18 protein-coding genes are annotated in these 15,990 nt (G+C 58.0%); 7 read left to right on the top strand and 11 right to left on the bottom strand.

Annotated features, from left to right (window positions below):
- Entirely contained in the window at positions 1-1,356 is a 1,356-nt protein-coding gene (hmgA, locus tag ACR0KL_RS18105) for a homogentisate 1,2-dioxygenase (protein ID WP_170681352.1), read from the bottom strand.
- 57 nt (positions 1,357-1,413) lie between these two features.
- On the opposite strand from hmgA, the gene ACR0KL_RS18100 reads away from it, so the two are divergent.
- The 3 genes from ACR0KL_RS18100 to ACR0KL_RS18090 all read left to right on the top strand — a co-directional run bounded on the left by ACR0KL_RS18100 (position 1,414) and on the right by ACR0KL_RS18090 (position 4,593).
- On the top strand, positions 1,414-1,854 hold the full coding sequence (locus tag ACR0KL_RS18100) for a MarR family transcriptional regulator (RefSeq protein ID WP_170380509.1): 441 nt from the start codon (positions 1,414-1,416) through the stop codon (positions 1,852-1,854).
- A gap of 59 nt (positions 1,855-1,913) precedes the next feature.
- Complete coding sequence (locus ACR0KL_RS18095) at positions 1,914-3,170, top strand: adenylate/guanylate cyclase domain-containing protein (protein WP_170681350.1); 1,257 nt, start codon at positions 1,914-1,916, stop codon at positions 3,168-3,170.
- An 82-nt stretch (positions 3,171-3,252) separates the two neighbouring features.
- Positions 3,253-4,593, top strand: a complete 1,341-nt coding sequence (locus ACR0KL_RS18090) for a serine hydrolase domain-containing protein (RefSeq protein WP_480777348.1) — start codon at positions 3,253-3,255, stop codon at positions 4,591-4,593.
- 160 nt (positions 4,594-4,753) lie between these two features.
- Here the strand turns inward: ACR0KL_RS18090 and ACR0KL_RS18085 are convergent, their stop codons facing one another.
- On the bottom strand, positions 4,754-5,689 hold the full coding sequence (locus ACR0KL_RS18085) for a hydrogen peroxide-inducible genes activator (protein WP_170681346.1): 936 nt from the start codon (positions 5,687-5,689) through the stop codon (positions 4,754-4,756).
- 123 nt (positions 5,690-5,812) lie between these two features.
- Here ACR0KL_RS18085 and ACR0KL_RS18080 point away from each other — a divergent pair, with 123 nt between their 5' ends.
- Positions 5,813-6,499 (top strand): GNAT family N-acetyltransferase, encoded by a 687-nt coding sequence (locus tag ACR0KL_RS18080; protein WP_480777347.1) that lies wholly within the window; start codon positions 5,813-5,815, stop codon positions 6,497-6,499.
- 56 nt (positions 6,500-6,555) lie between these two features.
- On the opposite strand, the gene ACR0KL_RS18075 is transcribed toward ACR0KL_RS18080, so the two are convergent.
- The gene (locus tag ACR0KL_RS18075) at positions 6,556-7,365 is read right to left on the bottom strand and encodes a division plane positioning ATPase MipZ (protein ID WP_480777346.1); all 810 of its coding nucleotides are present in this window, start codon (positions 7,363-7,365) and stop codon (positions 6,556-6,558) included.
- 217 nt (positions 7,366-7,582) lie between these two features.
- Between ACR0KL_RS18075 and ACR0KL_RS18070 the strand changes: the two genes are divergently transcribed.
- Positions 7,583-8,470, top strand: a complete 888-nt coding sequence (locus tag ACR0KL_RS18070) for an AEC family transporter (protein WP_170681340.1) — start codon at positions 7,583-7,585, stop codon at positions 8,468-8,470.
- 80 nt (positions 8,471-8,550) lie between these two features.
- A complete protein-coding gene (locus ACR0KL_RS18065; RefSeq protein WP_170556343.1) occupies positions 8,551-10,137 on the top strand; it encodes an MFS transporter in 1,587 nt (528 codons plus the stop codon).
- 128 nt (positions 10,138-10,265) lie between these two features.
- Here ACR0KL_RS18065 and rpmE read toward each other — a convergent pair whose 3' ends face one another.
- Positions 10,266-10,487 (bottom strand): 50S ribosomal protein L31, encoded by a 222-nt coding sequence (gene rpmE, locus ACR0KL_RS18060; protein WP_170380502.1) that lies wholly within the window; start codon positions 10,485-10,487, stop codon positions 10,266-10,268.
- Between the two features lie 11 nt (positions 10,488-10,498).
- On the bottom strand, positions 10,499-10,882 hold the full coding sequence (gene rplS, locus ACR0KL_RS18055; protein WP_170380501.1) for a 50S ribosomal protein L19: 384 nt from the start codon (positions 10,880-10,882) through the stop codon (positions 10,499-10,501).
- Positions 10,883-11,248: 366 nt separating this feature from the next.
- Between rplS and ACR0KL_RS18050 the strand changes: the two genes are divergently transcribed.
- Entirely contained in the window at positions 11,249-12,046 is a 798-nt protein-coding gene (locus tag ACR0KL_RS18050) for a glycoside hydrolase family 25 protein (RefSeq protein WP_170681338.1), read from the top strand.
- Between the two features lie 5 nt (positions 12,047-12,051).
- On the opposite strand, the gene ACR0KL_RS18045 is transcribed toward ACR0KL_RS18050, so the two are convergent.
- From ACR0KL_RS18045 to rpsP, 6 genes are all read right to left on the bottom strand, one after another.
- A complete protein-coding gene (locus tag ACR0KL_RS18045) occupies positions 12,052-12,477 on the bottom strand; it encodes a hypothetical protein (protein WP_170681336.1) in 426 nt (141 codons plus the stop codon).
- A gap of 138 nt (positions 12,478-12,615) precedes the next feature.
- Complete coding sequence (gene trmD, locus ACR0KL_RS18040; RefSeq protein WP_170681334.1) at positions 12,616-13,425, bottom strand: tRNA (guanosine(37)-N1)-methyltransferase TrmD; 810 nt, start codon at positions 13,423-13,425, stop codon at positions 12,616-12,618.
- Entirely contained in the window at positions 13,422-14,237 is an 816-nt protein-coding gene (locus tag ACR0KL_RS18035; RefSeq protein ID WP_170681333.1) for a hypothetical protein, read from the bottom strand. Before ACR0KL_RS18035 ends, trmD begins: the two co-directional genes overlap by 4 nt.
- Positions 14,237-14,740 (bottom strand): ribosome maturation factor RimM, encoded by a 504-nt coding sequence (gene rimM / locus ACR0KL_RS18030; protein WP_170681331.1) that lies wholly within the window; start codon positions 14,738-14,740, stop codon positions 14,237-14,239. Before rimM ends, ACR0KL_RS18035 begins: the two co-directional genes overlap by 1 nt.
- A 142-nt stretch (positions 14,741-14,882) precedes the next feature.
- Entirely contained in the window at positions 14,883-15,518 is a 636-nt protein-coding gene (bluB, locus tag ACR0KL_RS18025) for a 5,6-dimethylbenzimidazole synthase (protein ID WP_170681329.1), read from the bottom strand.
- A 12-nt stretch (positions 15,519-15,530) separates the two neighbouring features.
- On the bottom strand, positions 15,531-15,920 hold the full coding sequence (gene rpsP, locus ACR0KL_RS18020) for a 30S ribosomal protein S16 (RefSeq protein WP_170350323.1): 390 nt from the start codon (positions 15,918-15,920) through the stop codon (positions 15,531-15,533).
- Between the last annotated feature and the right edge of the window lie 70 nt (positions 15,921-15,990).

Genomic DNA, 15,990 nt, shown 5'->3' with positions numbered 1-15,990 from the left:
TCATTTCTTTCCCGGTGTTCCATCGAACTTTTTCTCAAGCGAGGACCAGCAGTCAATATAGTCGTCCTGCAAGGGTGCCTCGGTCGCGGCAAAGGCGGTCAGATGTTGCGGGAAGCGGGTTTCGAACATGAAGGACATCGTGTGGTCCAGCTTGTCCGGCCCCAGATTTGCGTTTGAGGCTTTTTCGAACGCTTCGCGATCCGGACCATGCGGGATCATCATGTTGTGCAGGCTCATGCCGCCCGGAACAAAGCCCTGAGGTTTAGCGTCATACTGGCCGTAGATATTGCCCATCAGCTCGGACATGATGTTCTTGTGGTACCACGGCGGGCGGAAGGTGTCTTCGGCCACCATCCAGCGTTCGCGGAACAGGACGAAGTCGATATTGGCTGTGCCGGGCTGGCCCGAAGGGGCCGTCAGTACGGTGAAAATCGACGGATCGGGGTGGTCGAACAGGATCGCGCCAACCGGGCAGTAGGTGCGCAGGTCGTACTTGTAAGGCGCATAGTTGCCGTGCCAGGCCACTACGTCCAGCGGGCTATGACCGATCTGAGTGACGTGGAACTGCCCACACCATTTGATCGTCACGGTTGAAGGCACCTCTCGGTCCTCGAACGCCGCGACGGGCGCTTTGAAATCGCGCGGATTGGCCATGCAATTGGCGCCAATCGGGCCGCGACCCGGCAGTTCGAATTTCTGGCCGTAATTTTCGCAGACAAATCCGCGCGCCGGACCTTCCAGCACTTCAACACGGTAGAGCAGCCCGCGCGGAAGGATTGCGATTTCCTGCGGCTCCAGATCTATGATCCCAAGCTCGGTCACAAAGCGCAGGCGGCCGTCTTGCGGAACCACCAGAAGCTCGGAATCGGCCGAGAAGAAATAGTCGTCCACCATCGAGTCGGTGACCAGATAGACATGGCTGGCCATGCCGACCTGTGTGTTCACATCCCCCGCCGTCGTCATGCTGCGCATGCCGGTCAACCAGGTCAAAGGGGCGTCAGAATGCGGAACTGGGTCCCAGCGATACTGGCCCAGGCTGATCACATCCGGGTCGATACAGGGCGCGGACTTCCAGTAGGGCAGGTCGATTTTCTCATAACGATGGGAATGCTTGACCGAAGGGCGAATGCGGTAGCACCACGTCCGCTCGGGCGGGTTGGCGGTGAAGGCCGTGCCGCTGAGCTGTTCGCCATAGAGGCCATAGTTGCAGCGTTGCGGGCTGTTCATGCCCTGCGGCAAGGCGCTAGGCAGGGCCTCGGTCTCAAAGTCATTGCCGAAGCCAGGCATGTAGCCGGGACGCGTTCCTACAGGTGTGACAGCCTGCGTCAGGCCATGCGGTTCAGCCTTGTTGGTCATCTTGAACTCCTCGGTTTTCTGCTTGTGAATTATTAGTTGTTTTTGTAACTAACAAGCATGTCCCAAGAAAAAGATGATTTTGATCTGCAGATTTTTTTGCCGTTTCTATTGAATCAGGCAGCTGAGGCAGCCTCGTTGGAGTTTCAGCGCCTCTACAAGGAACGCTATGGCATGCTGCGCAGCGAATGGCGGGTGCTGTTTCATCTGGGTGTCTTTGGCACTCTGACCGCGAAAGAGATTGGCAAGCGCGCGAAACTGCACAAAACCAAGATCAGCCGCGCGGTTCACAAGCTGGAACAAAGCCGTTACCTCAAGCGCACAAGGGATGAGGATGACCGAAGGGTCGAATGGCTGACGCTGACGCCCGCCGGTCAGGCCGTCTATCGTGAACTGAGTGGTATCGCAGAGCGCTATGATGGGAAACTGGCGGGCGCATTCTCGGAAGAAGAGGCCGCCATGCTGAGGAAAATGCTGCGACGGCTGGCAGGGATGGCTTAGGGTCTGGTAATTTCCATCACGCAGCCCACATTCAGGGCAGTACTTTGACGGACAGTTCCATGACCTCTTCAGATCCCATCTTTGACCTTATCGACTGGCTTGTTTCCAAAGGGCTAGAAGGGGCTGGTCAGGAAGAATTGCTTGACGGCTTTTGCAACCGCCTGATTGATCTAGGCCTTCCCCTGATGCGGTTCCACGCGGCGCAGTCGACGCTGCATCCGCTTTATGGCGGCACTGGCTATAGCTGGTATCGGGATTCCGGCGGGGAATCTGAGCGGTTCGCAAACACCGACACCCCAAGCGAGGTCTGGCAACGCAGCCCTCTCTATGCGCTTTTGCATGAAGACATGGATGACCTGCGCGTTCGACTGGTGGACCAGAACGAACCAAGCCGTTTCCCCTTGCTGAATGACCTGCGAGAGATCGGGGCGACGGATTACTATGCAACGGGTGTTTCGTTTGAACGCTCCGATCAGGTGCGCCCGGCGGGTGAGAAAAAGATCGGTGACGGAGTGCTGATGTCCTGGACCAGTGACGCCCCGACCGGTTTTGATGACAGCGATCTGGGGAAAATTCATGTCGCTCTGCCGCATCTTGGGCTTGCGTTGAAATCCGCCAAGAACCAGACCATGGCCAAGGATCTGATGCGCGTCTACCTGGGACGTGATGCGGGGCGGCGCGTCCTCTCTGGCGAAATCCGTCGCGGTTCATTGCAGCAGATTGATGCGGTGATCTGGAATTTCGATCTCGAAGGGTTCACCACCCTGTCTGAGGATATGCCGGGTCACGAGATCATCGACATGCTGAACGACTATCTGGCCGTTGCCGTGGGTGTGGTGCACGACAATGGCGGCAACATTCTAAAGTTCATGGGTGACGGGCTGATGGCCATGTTTGATGTGGGAGAGAGCGACGCTGATGCCCGTGCGGCTCTCGCAGCCGTCGCCATGTTGCAAAGCCGGATGGAAGAGCTGAACGCGCGACGACTGGCAGATGGGCAGAGGGTGGCAAATTTCACCCTGGCGCTGCATTCGGGTGAGATCCTTTATGGCAATATCGGCTCGGAAACCCGCCTGGATTTCACGGTGATTGGCCCTGCGGTGAATCAGGCGGCCCGGATTGCCGGGATGCATCGGTCGTTGGGCCAGAGGATTCTCGTCTCCGACGACGTCGCCCGCGCCGCACAACCTTGCAGCCAGGAACTGATTTCGGTCGGGCGCTACATGTTGCGCGGTGTGAACGAACCGAAAGAGCTGTTTACGATATACAGCCCCACGCAGCTCTCGGACGAGACAGAGATCAAGAACGCAACGTAACGGTGGCGCGGCGCCCGTCGTGGTGAAACCTTCTGGTCAAGTGGGAAAAAAGGGGCGGGCCGCTTAGGTCCGAAGGGGGCGCATGTTCGGGAAGGTTCTAAAATACGCGGTTGGGACGTTGGCATTGGCTTTTGTCGCAGCAGGTGGTTACCTGTGGATCGCGCCACCGGATCTGTTGAAAGTGGGCACCAACTATTCCGCCAAGATCGTCTGTTCGAACGTGTTCCTGGCCGGGCGCGATGCAGAGACTGTGTTGCAAAGCGATGTTCAGGCGCCGGGACATCCCTTGCTGAAGCAGGTTTCGGTCAGCGTCGACGAACAGGGCCAATCGGTTGAGGCGCGGATGTTTGGCGTCTTCGCTCCGGCCACATCCCAGTATCGTCCCGGTTTGGGGTGCACCAACGTTCATGCGGCAAATCTGTCAGATCACACGCTACCCGAACCCGCGCCCGTACCCAACGGTCTTTGGCCGCAAGGAAATGAGGTGGTTCTGTCCGAGAACCCCACGCTGACTGATGTTTTGTCGGACCCTTCCTTACTGGGCGAGGGCTACCGCGCTGTCGTGGTGGCCAAAGACGGGCGCATCATTGCCGAGGCTTATGCTGATGGCTTTGATGCCGAAACCCCTTTGCTGGGGTGGTCGATGACCAAAACGATCACTGCGGGGCTAATTGGTACGCTGATCCAGTCGGGCGACATGGCGCTGGGCGATGATCTTACGGACGTCTTCCCAGATTGGGCCGGGGACTCGCGCCGCGACATCACAGTCAAGGATATGCTTGCCATGTCCAGCGGCTTGCAGTGGGATGAGGAATATGGCGACGTCTCGGACGTAACGCGGATGCTGTATCTCAAGGATGACATGGTCGATTTCGCCGCCGGACGCCCCGCCGCCTATCCCACCGCGACCGAGTTCAGCTATTCCTCGGGCACGTCCACAGTTCTGTCGCGGGTGTGGCAGGGCCAGCTTGAAGAGGGCGACCTCGGCTACCCCCGCACCGCATTATTCGACCCTCTGGGCATGCACTCAGCTGTGATGGAGACCGATGGGGCAGATACATTCGTGGGTTCAAGCTACATGTACGCCACCGCGCGCGACTGGGCGCGCTTTGGGCAGTTTCTGCTGCAAGGCGGTGTTTGGAAAGGGCAGCAGATCTTGCCCGAAGGCTACACCGATTGGATGTTTGAACCCGTCGCGACCTCAGACGGGGCTTATGCCAAAGGGCACATGTGGCTGGACGGCCCACGTGGTGAGCCGCAATTCGAGGACACCGTCTGGCTGCAGGGCCATGACGGCCAATCCGTAGGCATTTTTCCTTCGCAGGATTTGGTCGTGGTGCGTTTGGGGCTGACGCCGTCACGGTTGGGATATTCGCCACTGCCTTTGGCCAAGGCTCTGATCGCGGCTATGGGTGACGGCTGAGCTGCTGCAGCGTACAGACGGCGGTCGCAGGTTTTCCTCTTGCTCGGACCTGTTGCGTCGATCTCCGAAAAGAGATGCCAGCGCGGATTGGCCAAATTCGGGTTTCTATCCTGAAGAAGAACCACCTGCTCGCAGGCATATCGGTCCAAACGCACTCCTTCTAGCCCTCGATGCTGACCAGTCCCGAAAACTCATTTCTGGCGACACTTAGAATAATCTCCGAAAGGAAGGCGAACGTCTTGTGGTGACCGCTGGACTTTCGCCAAACCAGACCGATGGACCTGTTCAACCGTCCCGGGCGATAGGGCACCAGAACTACATCTCCGCCGACCTCTGGAATTTCAGATGCGGCGTAGAGTGACGGAAGGAAGGACACGCCGATATTCATTGCTGTCATCTGCCGAATTGCGTCAAGACTTGTACCCTCGTAGTCGTAAAGGAGGTTGGCCCCCAAGCTATTGGCGAGGTCTGCAACTTGGTTGTGAAGCGTGAAACGGCGAGAGAGCGCCAGAATGCTCTCACCCTTCAGGTCTTGGTCATTGGCCATTTCCTTGTGGGCAAGGCGGTGATTTCGGGCCACCGCAAGCTTCAGAGGTTCCCGAAGCAGGCGCAGGATCGTGACATCTGTCGAGTTCACGGGCAATTGCGTCAGAATGAAATCATGTATCCCGCTCAGAAGCTCCTGCATCAGTTCGGATGGCGCTCCGTCTCGCACTGTCAGTTTTAGGTTCGGGTGGTTTTCATGCAGGTGGTGAAAAACACGTGGCAAAAGGTACGGACCGAGGGTTGGTGATGATCCTAGTCGGAACGTGCCCGCAAGTTCGGACTTCATCCGACCTGACGTCTCTTGCAGCAAAGCGACCTCCGATAAGATGCTCCGGGTTTTTTCCAGTACTTCGCGCCCTTCAGGTGTCAGCACTGCTCCGGCTCTGCCGCGCTCGACCAGTTTCAGTTCAAGCGCTGCTTCGAGATTGGCAATCTGCAGGCTGAGAGATGGCTGGCTGATACCTATCCGCTCAGCGGCTTTTCTGTAGTGACCAGTTTCGGCCAGCGCTCGGAAGTAAGTCAGTTGTTTTAGTGTCAGCTGCAATTCCATTGATAGGTTTTTCCAATCAAAGTTTCTAACACAATAGGCTATTATATTGGGCCGAAACAACCATTATTACCATGTGGCCTATTTTAGAGCGCTTGTTTTTGGTGCGTTTGCTCGGAGGATTTCATGAATATTCAAAACAACTTTGCCAAAACGGACGATGTCCGCGCATTTCTAGCCTCAGTCCACTTGCCAACTTCGCGATCACAGGGTGTCCTTTCACGGGACGAAATTGACTGGTGCAAGATGCGTGGCATCGAGTTGGCATATGATCCTGTGCAAATCGGATGGGTGCCTCTGCTCTGTGAGGATGACATATCTGAAACATCCAGCCGGCCTCAATCTCGGCAAATTCGGTTGCGTCCCTGGCAGGCGCAGGATGCAGCTGACTATGCTGCCATGCTCTCGTCAGAACGCTTGTGGCAATATTTACCCGACCGATACCCGGGCCCAATCAGCGAGGATGACGCGCGACAGTTGATCGAGTTGACGGGTGAAGACCATCACGAAGTCTTGGCCGCTTCGATAGACGACACTGTCATCGGACAAGCCCGAATGCTGAGAGTGGGACAAGACAGCGCCGAAATTAGCTATTGGATCGGCGAGCAGCATTGGGGCAAAGGGTATGCCAGCTCCATCGTAGCGCAATTCTGCACACAGTGCTTGCGTCTGAACCCTGAGATTAGTCGGCTTTTTGCGGTTGTGCACGAGAGCAATATTGCGTCTCAATCGATCCTCAAAAAGTGCCGCTTTGCCGAGATATCTCGTGACACTATCTGGATAACATTCGAGCGCTACCGCCGCGCGTCTTAGGCTGTAGTGCCCGATTGGGGTTGCCAGGTCTGGCGAGTAAGCGGTTCAAATAGCGCTTAGAAGTCGATCTCGACGCCGGGCAAGTTCAACTCCCGCATCATGTCGCGCAGCTCCTGACGCGCGGCGATGTTCGAGATGTTCAGCTGTTTGACGCCGATATCTTTGAGGTCCAGCAAAGTCAGGCCACGGGGAAAGAGCTCGCGGAAGATGACCCGTTCGGAAAAGCCCGAGGCGACGCGGAACCCGATGCGTTGCGACAGCATCTCGATCGCGCGTTGCATCTTTTCCTTGTTGACCATGCGCTGAGTACCCACACGGTTGCGCACAACGACCCAGTCGATCGGTTTCAAGCCAGCCTGCGCCCGCAATTGCCGCGCATTCCACACCATTTCGGAATAGACCGAAGGGCCGAGGATCTTTTCACCCTTGGAATCAATCCGGGCCAAAAGGTCGAAATCGATGAAACTGTCGTTCAGCGGTGTGATCAGCGTATCGGCCAGCGAATGCGCCACTTGGCTGAGACGAGTATGTGAGCCGGGGCAGTCGATCAGGATGAAATCACTGTCATTCTCAAGCTGCGAAACGGCGGCCGACAGGCGATGATCATAGATATTCTCACCTGGTTTCAGGGTACTGGCGTCGATCTCGGGCAGGTCGTGGTGACGTGGGCTGGGCAGGCTTGCCTCAGCATTTTTCAGAAAGTTCGCCCGGTTCTCGAAGTAGCGACCCAGGCTGCGCTGGCGCAGGTCCAGATCCAGCGTGCTAACCTTGAGGCCCAGACGCGCCAGAGCGGTGGCCACATGCATGGAAACGGTCGATTTGCCTGCGCCGCCCTTTTCGTTCCCCACTACGATGATATGTGCCATGCCGTCGTTCCCAAGCCCTGCCGTGTTTGTCCACACGTTGTTATTAGCCACTATATGTTGTGTCAGCGGGGAAGAAAAGAACCTCGGGGCGTTGTTTCGACCAATATCAGGCTCTAATTTGGAAAACCCAATCGCTTTGGCAGTTTAGAACGCCATGCTTGCCAAAACCGGGCCCGTGATTCACTCTTTAATCGAGGATCGGACAGGAGGATACCGGTTGGAGCAACTGTTCCTGAGCGTTCTGAACGTGGTTTTACCGGTCCTGATTTGCGTGGGCATCGGGTATGGGCTGGCGATTACCAAGTCTCCGTTTGACAATAAAGTGGTCGGAGGGATCGTCTCGCGGGTCGGCTATCCGACCCTGATCCTGTCGCATCTTGCGGGCACCAAGCTGAATGTGGGCACGTTTCTGGATATGATGAGCGCTGCTGCGCTGGCTGTGGCCAGCTTTGGCGTTCTGGGCTTTGTGGCTTTGCGGCTTCTGCGCCTGCCTGTAAGGGCGTTCCTGACGCCCCTGATGCATGGGAATGTGGGCAATATCGGCCTGCCGATCACTCTGCTGGCGCTGGGCGACGCGGGGATGGCCTACACAATGGCCTTTGTCGTCGTTGTCCTGATCAGCATCTTTACCGTTGGAATGTGGATCCCGGCCGGTGTGTTCTCGGTCAGAAAGCTGGTCACATCACCGATCATCTATGCCGTGGCCCTGTCGTTGATCCTGATGGCCACAGGGACCAGCCTGCCGCAACCGATCGCCAAGTCCTTCGATATCCTGGGCGGGTTGTCGATCCCGCTGATGTTGCTGACACTGGGCCACACGCTGGCGACGCTAAGGATTGCCAGTCTGGGGCGTGCAGTCTTGCTGACCGGACTGCATCTGGTCATGGCTGTGGGTATTGCCATGGGTCTGGTCTGGCTCTTCGGCTTCACGGGTGCCGAGCGCGGCGCCCTGATCCTGTGCTGCCTGATGCCATCCTCGGTGGCAACATACCTGTTCATTGACCAGCACGTGCCGGAATACGGCCCGGATGTCGCCGGGTTCATCCTAGTGTCTACCTTGACGACCATACTCGTTCTACCGCTGGCCTTGACCTATTGGATTTGACGTAAACCCTATGCGTGGCTGCAAAAATCGCTAGTCTACTGATAAATTGCGGTAAAGAGCCACAAGCTCAGGGTGACACGATGAACGGAAAGACGCCGACAGACGTAACCCCACAAGCCCGCGCCCGCGTGGTGCTGGCGATGACGGCAATCTGCATGATGGTTGTAGGGTTTAACACCACCGCCGTTGCGACGATCCTACCTAACCTGAAGGCCGAATTCGACCTGACACCGTCCGGCCTGCAATGGGTAATGGCGATCTATACCGTCGCAAGCGCCTCACTTGTTACCATCGTCAGTCGTCTGGGCGATATCACCGGCAAGATGGGGGTTTTCTTCTTTGGTATGGTCGTCTTTGCCTTCGGATCTGGCTCGGTCCTGTTTGCGCAAGACGCAACCATGCTGTTAATCGGGCGCGGTGCGCAAGGCGCGGGGGCGGCGGCGTTGTTCGGAACCTCTCTTTCCCTGCTGACAGCAGCGACCCCTGAGGAGCAGAGGGCAGGTGTCACCGGATTCTGGGGCGCTATCGTCGGGCTGGCTATAGGCGTTGGTCCCATCGTAGGCGGTGCCTTTGGGCATTACATTAGCTGGCGCGCGGTGTTTGCCGCAGATCTAGTTCTACTGGTCGTGGCCTTCACAATTGGGTTGCATGTCAGCAAACGGAAGTACGTGCCTGACACACGCCTTGCCGGGGCACGTTTCGACTATCCCGGAGCAGTTGCCATTCTGTTGTTTCTCGGGCCGCTGTCCTTTGCGCTTAGCAATGGGGAAAGCGGCGGGTGGAGCACGCCACTGACGCTAATACCGCTGGCTGTGGCGGCCCTGGCGACCGTCCTGCTGGTCATTGTCTCGCGTCGCAGTGATGACCCGTTGATCGAGCTGCGGTATTTCCGCCATCCGCGTTATTTCATGGCCGCCGCGGGAATGTTCTTTACCGGTTTCACGCTTTTCTGTTTCTTTGTCTATTTCAACACGTTTGTGCAATCGCCGGATGCCTTTGGCTATACCTCCATTGGCGCGGGATTGGCGATCATGCCGCTAAGCCTCAGCATGTTCGTCATATCTGTCACCGCGCCCAGGTTTCTGGCACCCTACAGTTTCCAGTGGCCGGTTGCGATCGGACTGGGGGCAATGGGATGTGGGTTCCTGTTGCTGACGACAGTTTCGAATACCACGCAATATTCCGAGATCTGGTGGAAGCTGCTGATAGTCGGGATCGGGTTGGGTATCTGTTTCTCGCTTCTGCCACGCCTCGGCCTGCGGCTGCTGCCCGAAGAGCATGTAGGGCAGGGCTCAGGCGTGATCAACGCCTGTCTCTATTTCGGAGCAACCATGGGGGCAGTGGTCGGTGGGTTGGCAGAGTCCATCACCATACGCCGGGGCCTGTCCGAAGTGATTGACGCACTACCCTCCGGATCAACGCAGCGGGCTGATCTGGCACATGCGCTAACCCACGGCAAACCTGGCGAGGTCCAGCAGTTACTCACCAGCTTGGAGCCGACGGCAGGAACAGCTTTGGCTGAGGCTCTGCGGGATTTGCAGGACAACGCCTTTGACAGCGCAATGGTGGTCGCCGCGATTGCCGCTCTGATCGGGATGGTTTTGGCGCTGCTGCTGCTGCGCGGACCCGTGCCACCACTGCACAGTGCAGTGGAACTGACGAAATAAGAAAGTTCCCGATCTGATTTCATTTTGGAAAAAGGTCAGCGGGGCGCGGCGTGCATCATGCATTTAGTCGGAAACAAAAAAAGGCCGCCCCTCAAGGGACGGCCTTTCGAAATCGAACGTGGCAAGACTTAGAAGCCCAGACCTTCGTATTTCTTTTTGAACTTCGACACGCGGCCGCCGGCGTCCATCAGGCGCGACGAGCCACCGGTCCATGCGGGGTGCACGGAGGGGTCGATTTCCAGAGCCAGCTGATCGCCTTCGCTGCCCCAGGTGGATTTCATCTGAACAACGGTGCCATCGGTCATTTTGACGTCGATGACGTGATAATCGGGATGGATGTCTTTTTTCATCTTTCCGTTCCTTACGCTTCGGCGCCAGCTTTGGGCTTGTAGTTGGTGACCTCTGCGATACGTGCGGATTTACCACGACGGGTACGCAGGTAGTACAGTTTGGCGCGACGGACGCGGCCACGGCGAACAACGGTGATGCTGTCGATGTTGGTCGAATGCAGCGGGAATACACGCTCCACGCCTTCGCCGAACGAGATTTTGCGGACGGTGAACGAACCGGCGATGCCGTTGCCACCTTTACGCGCGATGCAGACACCTTCGTAGTTCTGCACACGGGTACGCGACCCTTCGGTCACTTTAAAGCCGACACGAACGGTGTCACCGGCTTTGAAATCGGGGATGTCTTTCCCCAGGGCGGCAATCTGTTCCGCCTCAAGCTGTGCGATCAGGTCCATCGCATTCACTCCTATCTGCTCGTGGTTGGTCCACGAAGTTTGGGCACGGCCTGAGAGCTCTTGGTCTTCACCGGGTCCTGCGAACAGCCCGCCAGAGGTCAGATCGAATGTTCCTTTGGTCCGGTCTGACCTGACACGCGTTGGCCGAAGAAAGCCAAGCGTTGTGCCATAAAACAAACCAAAACACCGGAGTCGCATCACGCGGCACCGGATTGCGCTGCTTTAGGGTGTTTGCGGACAGGGATCAAGCCCAAATCGCAGGCACCGGCGGTGGGATTTTGCCAATTCCCGAATGCGACGTTGCTTTGTGCGTTGGATCAGGCATTCTGAGGTCAATTACAAGAGCAGTTATTTCAGGCTGAAACAATGACCCGATTTGCAATCATGCTGGCCCTGGCGGCCGCTGTTTTGATGTCCTGCGGACGCAGAGGACCTCCGCCGCAGGTCGTAGAGGCCACGCCGGGCGTGGACCGGACCGCGCCCGCCGTGATCTACCCCGACTTTGGCGATGCCGATCCCCATGACTGGGATGGGCGGCATCCCGGCCTGTATCCGGTTCACGGGTTGGATGTTTCGCGTTGGCAGGGGCCGATCGACTGGCGTCAGGCAAAGGCCTCGGGCGTCAGCTTTGTGTTCATGAAAGCGACCGAGGGGGGTGATTTCCTCGACCCGATGTTCAACGAACATCGCCGCGGCGCGCAGGCGGCGGGCGTTCCGTGGGGGGCGTATCACTACTACTATTTCTGCCGACCGGCGCGTGAGCAGGCGCAGTGGTTCATTCGGAATGTCCCGAAAGGCGCGGACCTGCCACATGTGCTGGATATGGAGTGGACGCCGCATTCGAAAACCTGCACCCTTCGCCCTGATGGCAAAATCGTTCGGGCCGAGGCGCAAAAGTTCCTCGATATCCTCGAACGTCACTATGGCCGCCGACCCATCGTCTACACGACTGTGGATTTCTACCAGGATACCGACATCGGACGGTTGTCAAAGACCGAGTTCTGGTTGCGCTCGGTCGCGGGACATCCCCGTCAGGTCTATCCCGGCGCGGTGTGGAGGTTCTGGCAATACACTGGCACCGGGCTGGTGCCGGGGGTTCAGGGTAAGGTCGACATAAACGTCTTCAGCGGCCCGCCCGAGATTTGGGCGCAGTGGAAAGGATAGACGCCTTAGGATTGAGGTGCCGCGTAGCTTTCCACGGTGCCGCCCGCGACAAGGTGATCTAGCCTGCGCACGCGTTCCTCACCGTAGGCATTGCGCAGCCAGAACGCTTCTCCTTGGGTCAGAACGCGGCGGTCAAAGCCGCGCTCGCTCAGGCAGCGGTCTACCTGATCCATCTCGCCTTGCGCCCTGAGTTCGTGTCGGCTGCCATATGCAAGCACAGATCCGACCAAGGGCGACGACATCAAGATGAAGGCTGGATAGGCTCCGATCACTGCGGCATTCCCGCCGATTTCTGCTTCGTTCGAGCAAGACAATACCGCGTTTCGAGCGGATGCCATATTGTGTCCGGCCTGAGTTGGCACGGAGTCTTCCAAAGCACTGGTCGCGCATGCCGAGACAAGTGCGCAGCCCAAAAGTAATAGCTTTTTCATGAATTGCCGTTCATTCAAATGTGCGAATCTTTTGTGTCCATCGCATTGCTCTGGGATGAGTATCCCGCGATTTCTTCAACTGCAATTAGCATCAGCTTTAACTGTGGACCTGCGGTTTGCGGGCCACAGTAGCCTGTATCATTTGATAGATTTCTGCCTGGCGCGAACGTATTCGTCCCACACATCAGGCCGCCGTTCCCGCGTTAGGTCCTCGGCCATCTTTTGGCGCCATTCGGCGATGCGGCCGTGGTGACCGGACATCAGGACCTCGGGGATCGGGCGGCCGTTCCATTCTGCGGGGCGCGTGTATTGCGGGTGTTCCAGCAGGCCCGAGGAAAAGCTCTCTTCTTCGGTCGAGGCCTGATTGCCCAGCACGCCGGGGATCAGCCGCACGGTGGCGTCGATCAGAGCTTGCGCCGCGATCTCACCGCCGGTCATGACGAAATCGCCGAGGCTGACCTCTTGCACGCCGTAATGCTCCAACACACGCTCGTCTACGCCCTCGAACCGACCGCAGAGCAAGGTCATCCCGTCGCAGCGCGCCAGATTCTGCATCATCCGCTGGTCCATACGCTTGCCGCGCGGGCTGAGATAGATTAGTGGCCAGTTGCCTCGGATACCGGCCATGGTCTGTTCGATGGCAGGCCCCAACACGTCGGCGCGTAGCACCATACCAGCGCCCCCGCCTGCGGGTGTGTCATCCACATTGCGGTGTTTACCGATCCCGAATTGCCGCAAATCAACAGTTTCCAGCTGCCAAAGCCCTTCCTGCAGAGCCTTACCTGTCAGGCTTTCGCCCAGAACGCCGGGGAAAGCGCTGGGAAACAAGGTGATGATCTTGGCTTTCCATACGCCGTGCAGATCCGGCGTTGGAGTCATCAACTCGCGCGGTTGCAGAGTGGGTCGGATGGCCTTGCGACCGTAGGATTTGCTTGGTGTATCTGTCATGATTGGGCAACCAGATCGTCCTTGGCGCGTTTGATGAGGGCCTTCTTTTGCGCCATCAAAGCCGCATCGTCCAGCGCGGAACGGTTCAACTCCAGCAATTCTAGCAGAACATCATCAGTCGGACGGGCCTTGTGCGGCTCCGGCGCGACCAGTTTGAACATCTTGTCGCGTGGTAGATTCAGAAATGCCGCAAACGGAGCGCCCGGACCAAAGCGCCGCTTGCGCAGGTCCTCCATCCACTCGGTCTGGACCTTGACTAGCGGTAGTCGGTCCTGAAGCATGTCGGCCGTCTCTTTCGGAGAGGGCAGGTGGTTCAGCGCCTCCCGGAACCCGTCATAGTCTTGCACCAGCCGCGTCCGCCTCAAATCATGTGCCCAGAGGCTGCGCGTCCAATCCTCACGCTGTCGCAGGGACAGATAGATCGTAAGGTCGACCGGCTCGGGACCCAGCCGATCCTTGACCTGTTCAACCAGCGTCGTCGCCAATTCCGGGGTCGCCCCGTAGCCTTCGGCGCTGTTGCGACTGGGGCGCAGACCGGCGAAGTTTTCCTCGCTGAGGATCAAGCCGCGACTGGTGCCAAAGTCGATCGGTTCCAGCAGCGCATGCACACCTGTTTCGAACTCGGCCAGGGTGCTGTTCATGCGATAGACCGAATGCCGCGTGGCGATGTCTGCAAGTCCGGTTTTGCGGGTCTTATAGGGCAGGATCAGTGAAAAATGCGGCCAGATCAGCTGACGGTTCTTGTAGAGAAACGACTGCGCAACAGTGGTGCCGGTCTTGTGCAACCCCAGATGCAGCAGAACGCGCCGCATCAGATCAGGCCTTCTGGCGGATCGGCGACGATGCGACCGGCCTCCAGATCAACTGTCGGAACAGCGTCCAAAGTGAAGGGCAGCAGGACAGTCGATTTCAGACCCGGCCCGTGCAATTCCAACAAATCCGCGGCGCCGTGGTTCTGGACCGATTTGACCCGGCCCAGCAGGGTGCCGCCGGTGTCATACACCTCCAGCCCGATCAGGTCGGTGTGATAGAACTCGTCATCCGGCAGCGAAGGTAGTTGATCCCGCCGAGCATACAGGCGTAGGCCGTTCAGGGCGTCCGCCTCTTCCTTGGTTTCAACCCCGCCCAGACGCGCGGCAAATCCGTTTTTGATTGCGCGGGTCAGCACCACGGGAAAGCGCTCTTTGCCGTCTTCGTCGGTCAGTGGCGAATAGGCTTCGATGTCTTCCGGCACGGCGCAAAAGCTTTTCAGCCGCACCTCGCCGCGCACACCGTATGAGCCCGCAATGCTGCCGACGCAGATCAGATCACTCATTTGAGCCTTCCGTTATACATAGTCCGTTTCGCCATTGCCCGATCACTTCGCAGGCTTCGCGCTGGTTATTGCGTTCAAAGAACACGCCGACAATAAAAGCGATCAGCAACAGGATGGGAAGTCGTAACAATCCGAACATCGGCTATCGCACCTCGATCGGCAGAGTCTCGTCGCGGTCTTCCCAACCCGCCCGTTCCAGCTCGGGCGTGTCGGATTCTTCTTCCGGCCAGCCGACGCAGAAATAGCCGATCAGCCGCCAGTTGTCCGGCACGTTCAGATCGGTGTTCATTTGGTCGGGGTCGAGGATCGAGACCCAGCCCAGCCCCAGCCCCTGCGCGCGCAGGGCCAGCCAGAACAGGGTGATGGCTGAGACAACCGAATAGCGCCGCATCTCGGGCATGGTGCCCGCGCCCAGACCCTGGCCTTTGCTGGTGGTGTCATCGCAGAACACCGCCAATTGCACTGGCGCTTCCTGCATGCCCGAAAGTTTGAGGCCGCTATACAGCTGTGCTTTCTCACCGGAATACCCGGCCAGAGCGTCCGCATTGGCGGTTTGGAAATTCTTGAGCGCCGCGTCGCGCGCGGCCTCACTTTCGACGCGGATCACGCGCCAAGGTTCGCTGAGCCCCACGGAAGGGGCCAGCAGAAATGCGTCGAGGCAGCGCGTCAGCACTGCCTCGTCCACAGGGTCGGTGCGGAACCGACGCACATCGCGCCGGAGCCGCATCAACAGATCGAACTGCGTGCGAAAATCGTCGGTGAAAGCCTGATCCTGCACGCGTCGGCCTGCTTATTCTTCTGCTGCAGCTTCTTCAGCCGGTGCAGCAGCAGCTTCGGCCGCTTCAGCAGCCTTTGCAGCTTTCTCTTCTGCGCGCTCTTGGGCTTTCTTGCCCGGAGTACCCTTGTTGGGGTTGTTGCGCTCGGCTTTGTCACGAGTGCCGGCAGCTTCCAACATGCGTGCGATACGGTCGGTAGGCTGAGCGCCCTGATCCAGCCAGTACTGGATGCGCTCCATGTTCATTTTCACGCGCTCTTCGCTGTCTTTCGGCAGCAGCGGGTTGTAGGTGCCCAGTTTCTCGATGAAACGACCATCGCGAGGCATACGGCTGTCAGCCGCAACGATGCGATAGAAGGGACGTTTTTTCGAGCCGCCGCGGGCGAGACGAATTTTCATTGCCATGGTGGTATCTCCTTTAGATGGCGTGTACCGGGAATTGCCCGGTCAATTCTGGTATTTGTTGAACCGGACG

This window comes from Ruegeria sp. C8 (genome assembly GCF_056537565.1).
This window is presented reverse-complemented; position numbering and strand designations above follow the sequence as displayed.

Bases quoted from the DNA above. Each gene is read 5' to 3' on its own strand.
- ACR0KL_RS18035 (WP_170681333.1), bottom strand. From the start codon at position 14,237: ATGCGGCGCGTTCTGCTGCATCTGGGGTTGCACAAGACCGGCACCACT.
- ACR0KL_RS18085 (WP_170681346.1), bottom strand. From the start codon at position 5,689: ATGGAATTGCAGCTGACACTAAAACAACTGACTTACTTCCGAGCGCTG.
- ACR0KL_RS18100 (WP_170380509.1), top strand. From the start codon at position 1,414: ATGTCCCAAGAAAAAGATGATTTTGATCTGCAGATTTTTTTGCCGTTT.
- ACR0KL_RS18075 (WP_480777346.1), bottom strand. From the start codon at position 7,365: ATGGCACATATCATCGTAGTGGGGAACGAAAAGGGCGGCGCAGGCAAA.
- rpmE (WP_170380502.1), bottom strand. From the start codon at position 10,487: ATGAAAAAAGACATCCATCCCGATTATCACGTCATCGACGTCAAAATG.
- rimM (WP_170681331.1), bottom strand. From the start codon at position 14,740: ATGAGTGATCTGATCTGCGTCGGCAGCATTGCGGGCTCATACGGTGTG.
- ACR0KL_RS18050 (WP_170681338.1), top strand. From the start codon at position 11,249: ATGACCCGATTTGCAATCATGCTGGCCCTGGCGGCCGCTGTTTTGATG.
- rpsP (WP_170350323.1), bottom strand. From the start codon at position 15,920: ATGGCAATGAAAATTCGTCTCGCCCGCGGCGGCTCGAAAAAACGTCCC.
- trmD (WP_170681334.1), bottom strand. From the start codon at position 13,425: ATGACAGATACACCAAGCAAATCCTACGGTCGCAAGGCCATCCGACCC.
- ACR0KL_RS18065 (WP_170556343.1), top strand. From the start codon at position 8,551: ATGAACGGAAAGACGCCGACAGACGTAACCCCACAAGCCCGCGCCCGC.
- ACR0KL_RS18045 (WP_170681336.1), bottom strand. From the start codon at position 12,477: ATGAAAAAGCTATTACTTTTGGGCTGCGCACTTGTCTCGGCATGCGCG.
- rplS (WP_170380501.1), bottom strand. From the start codon at position 10,882: ATGGACCTGATCGCACAGCTTGAGGCGGAACAGATTGCCGCCCTGGGG.
- ACR0KL_RS18095 (WP_170681350.1), top strand. From the start codon at position 1,914: ATGACCTCTTCAGATCCCATCTTTGACCTTATCGACTGGCTTGTTTCC.
- ACR0KL_RS18080 (WP_480777347.1), top strand. From the start codon at position 5,813: ATGAATATTCAAAACAACTTTGCCAAAACGGACGATGTCCGCGCATTT.
- hmgA (WP_170681352.1), bottom strand. From the start codon at position 1,356: ATGACCAACAAGGCTGAACCGCATGGCCTGACGCAGGCTGTCACACCT.
- ACR0KL_RS18090 (WP_480777348.1), top strand. From the start codon at position 3,253: ATGTTCGGGAAGGTTCTAAAATACGCGGTTGGGACGTTGGCATTGGCT.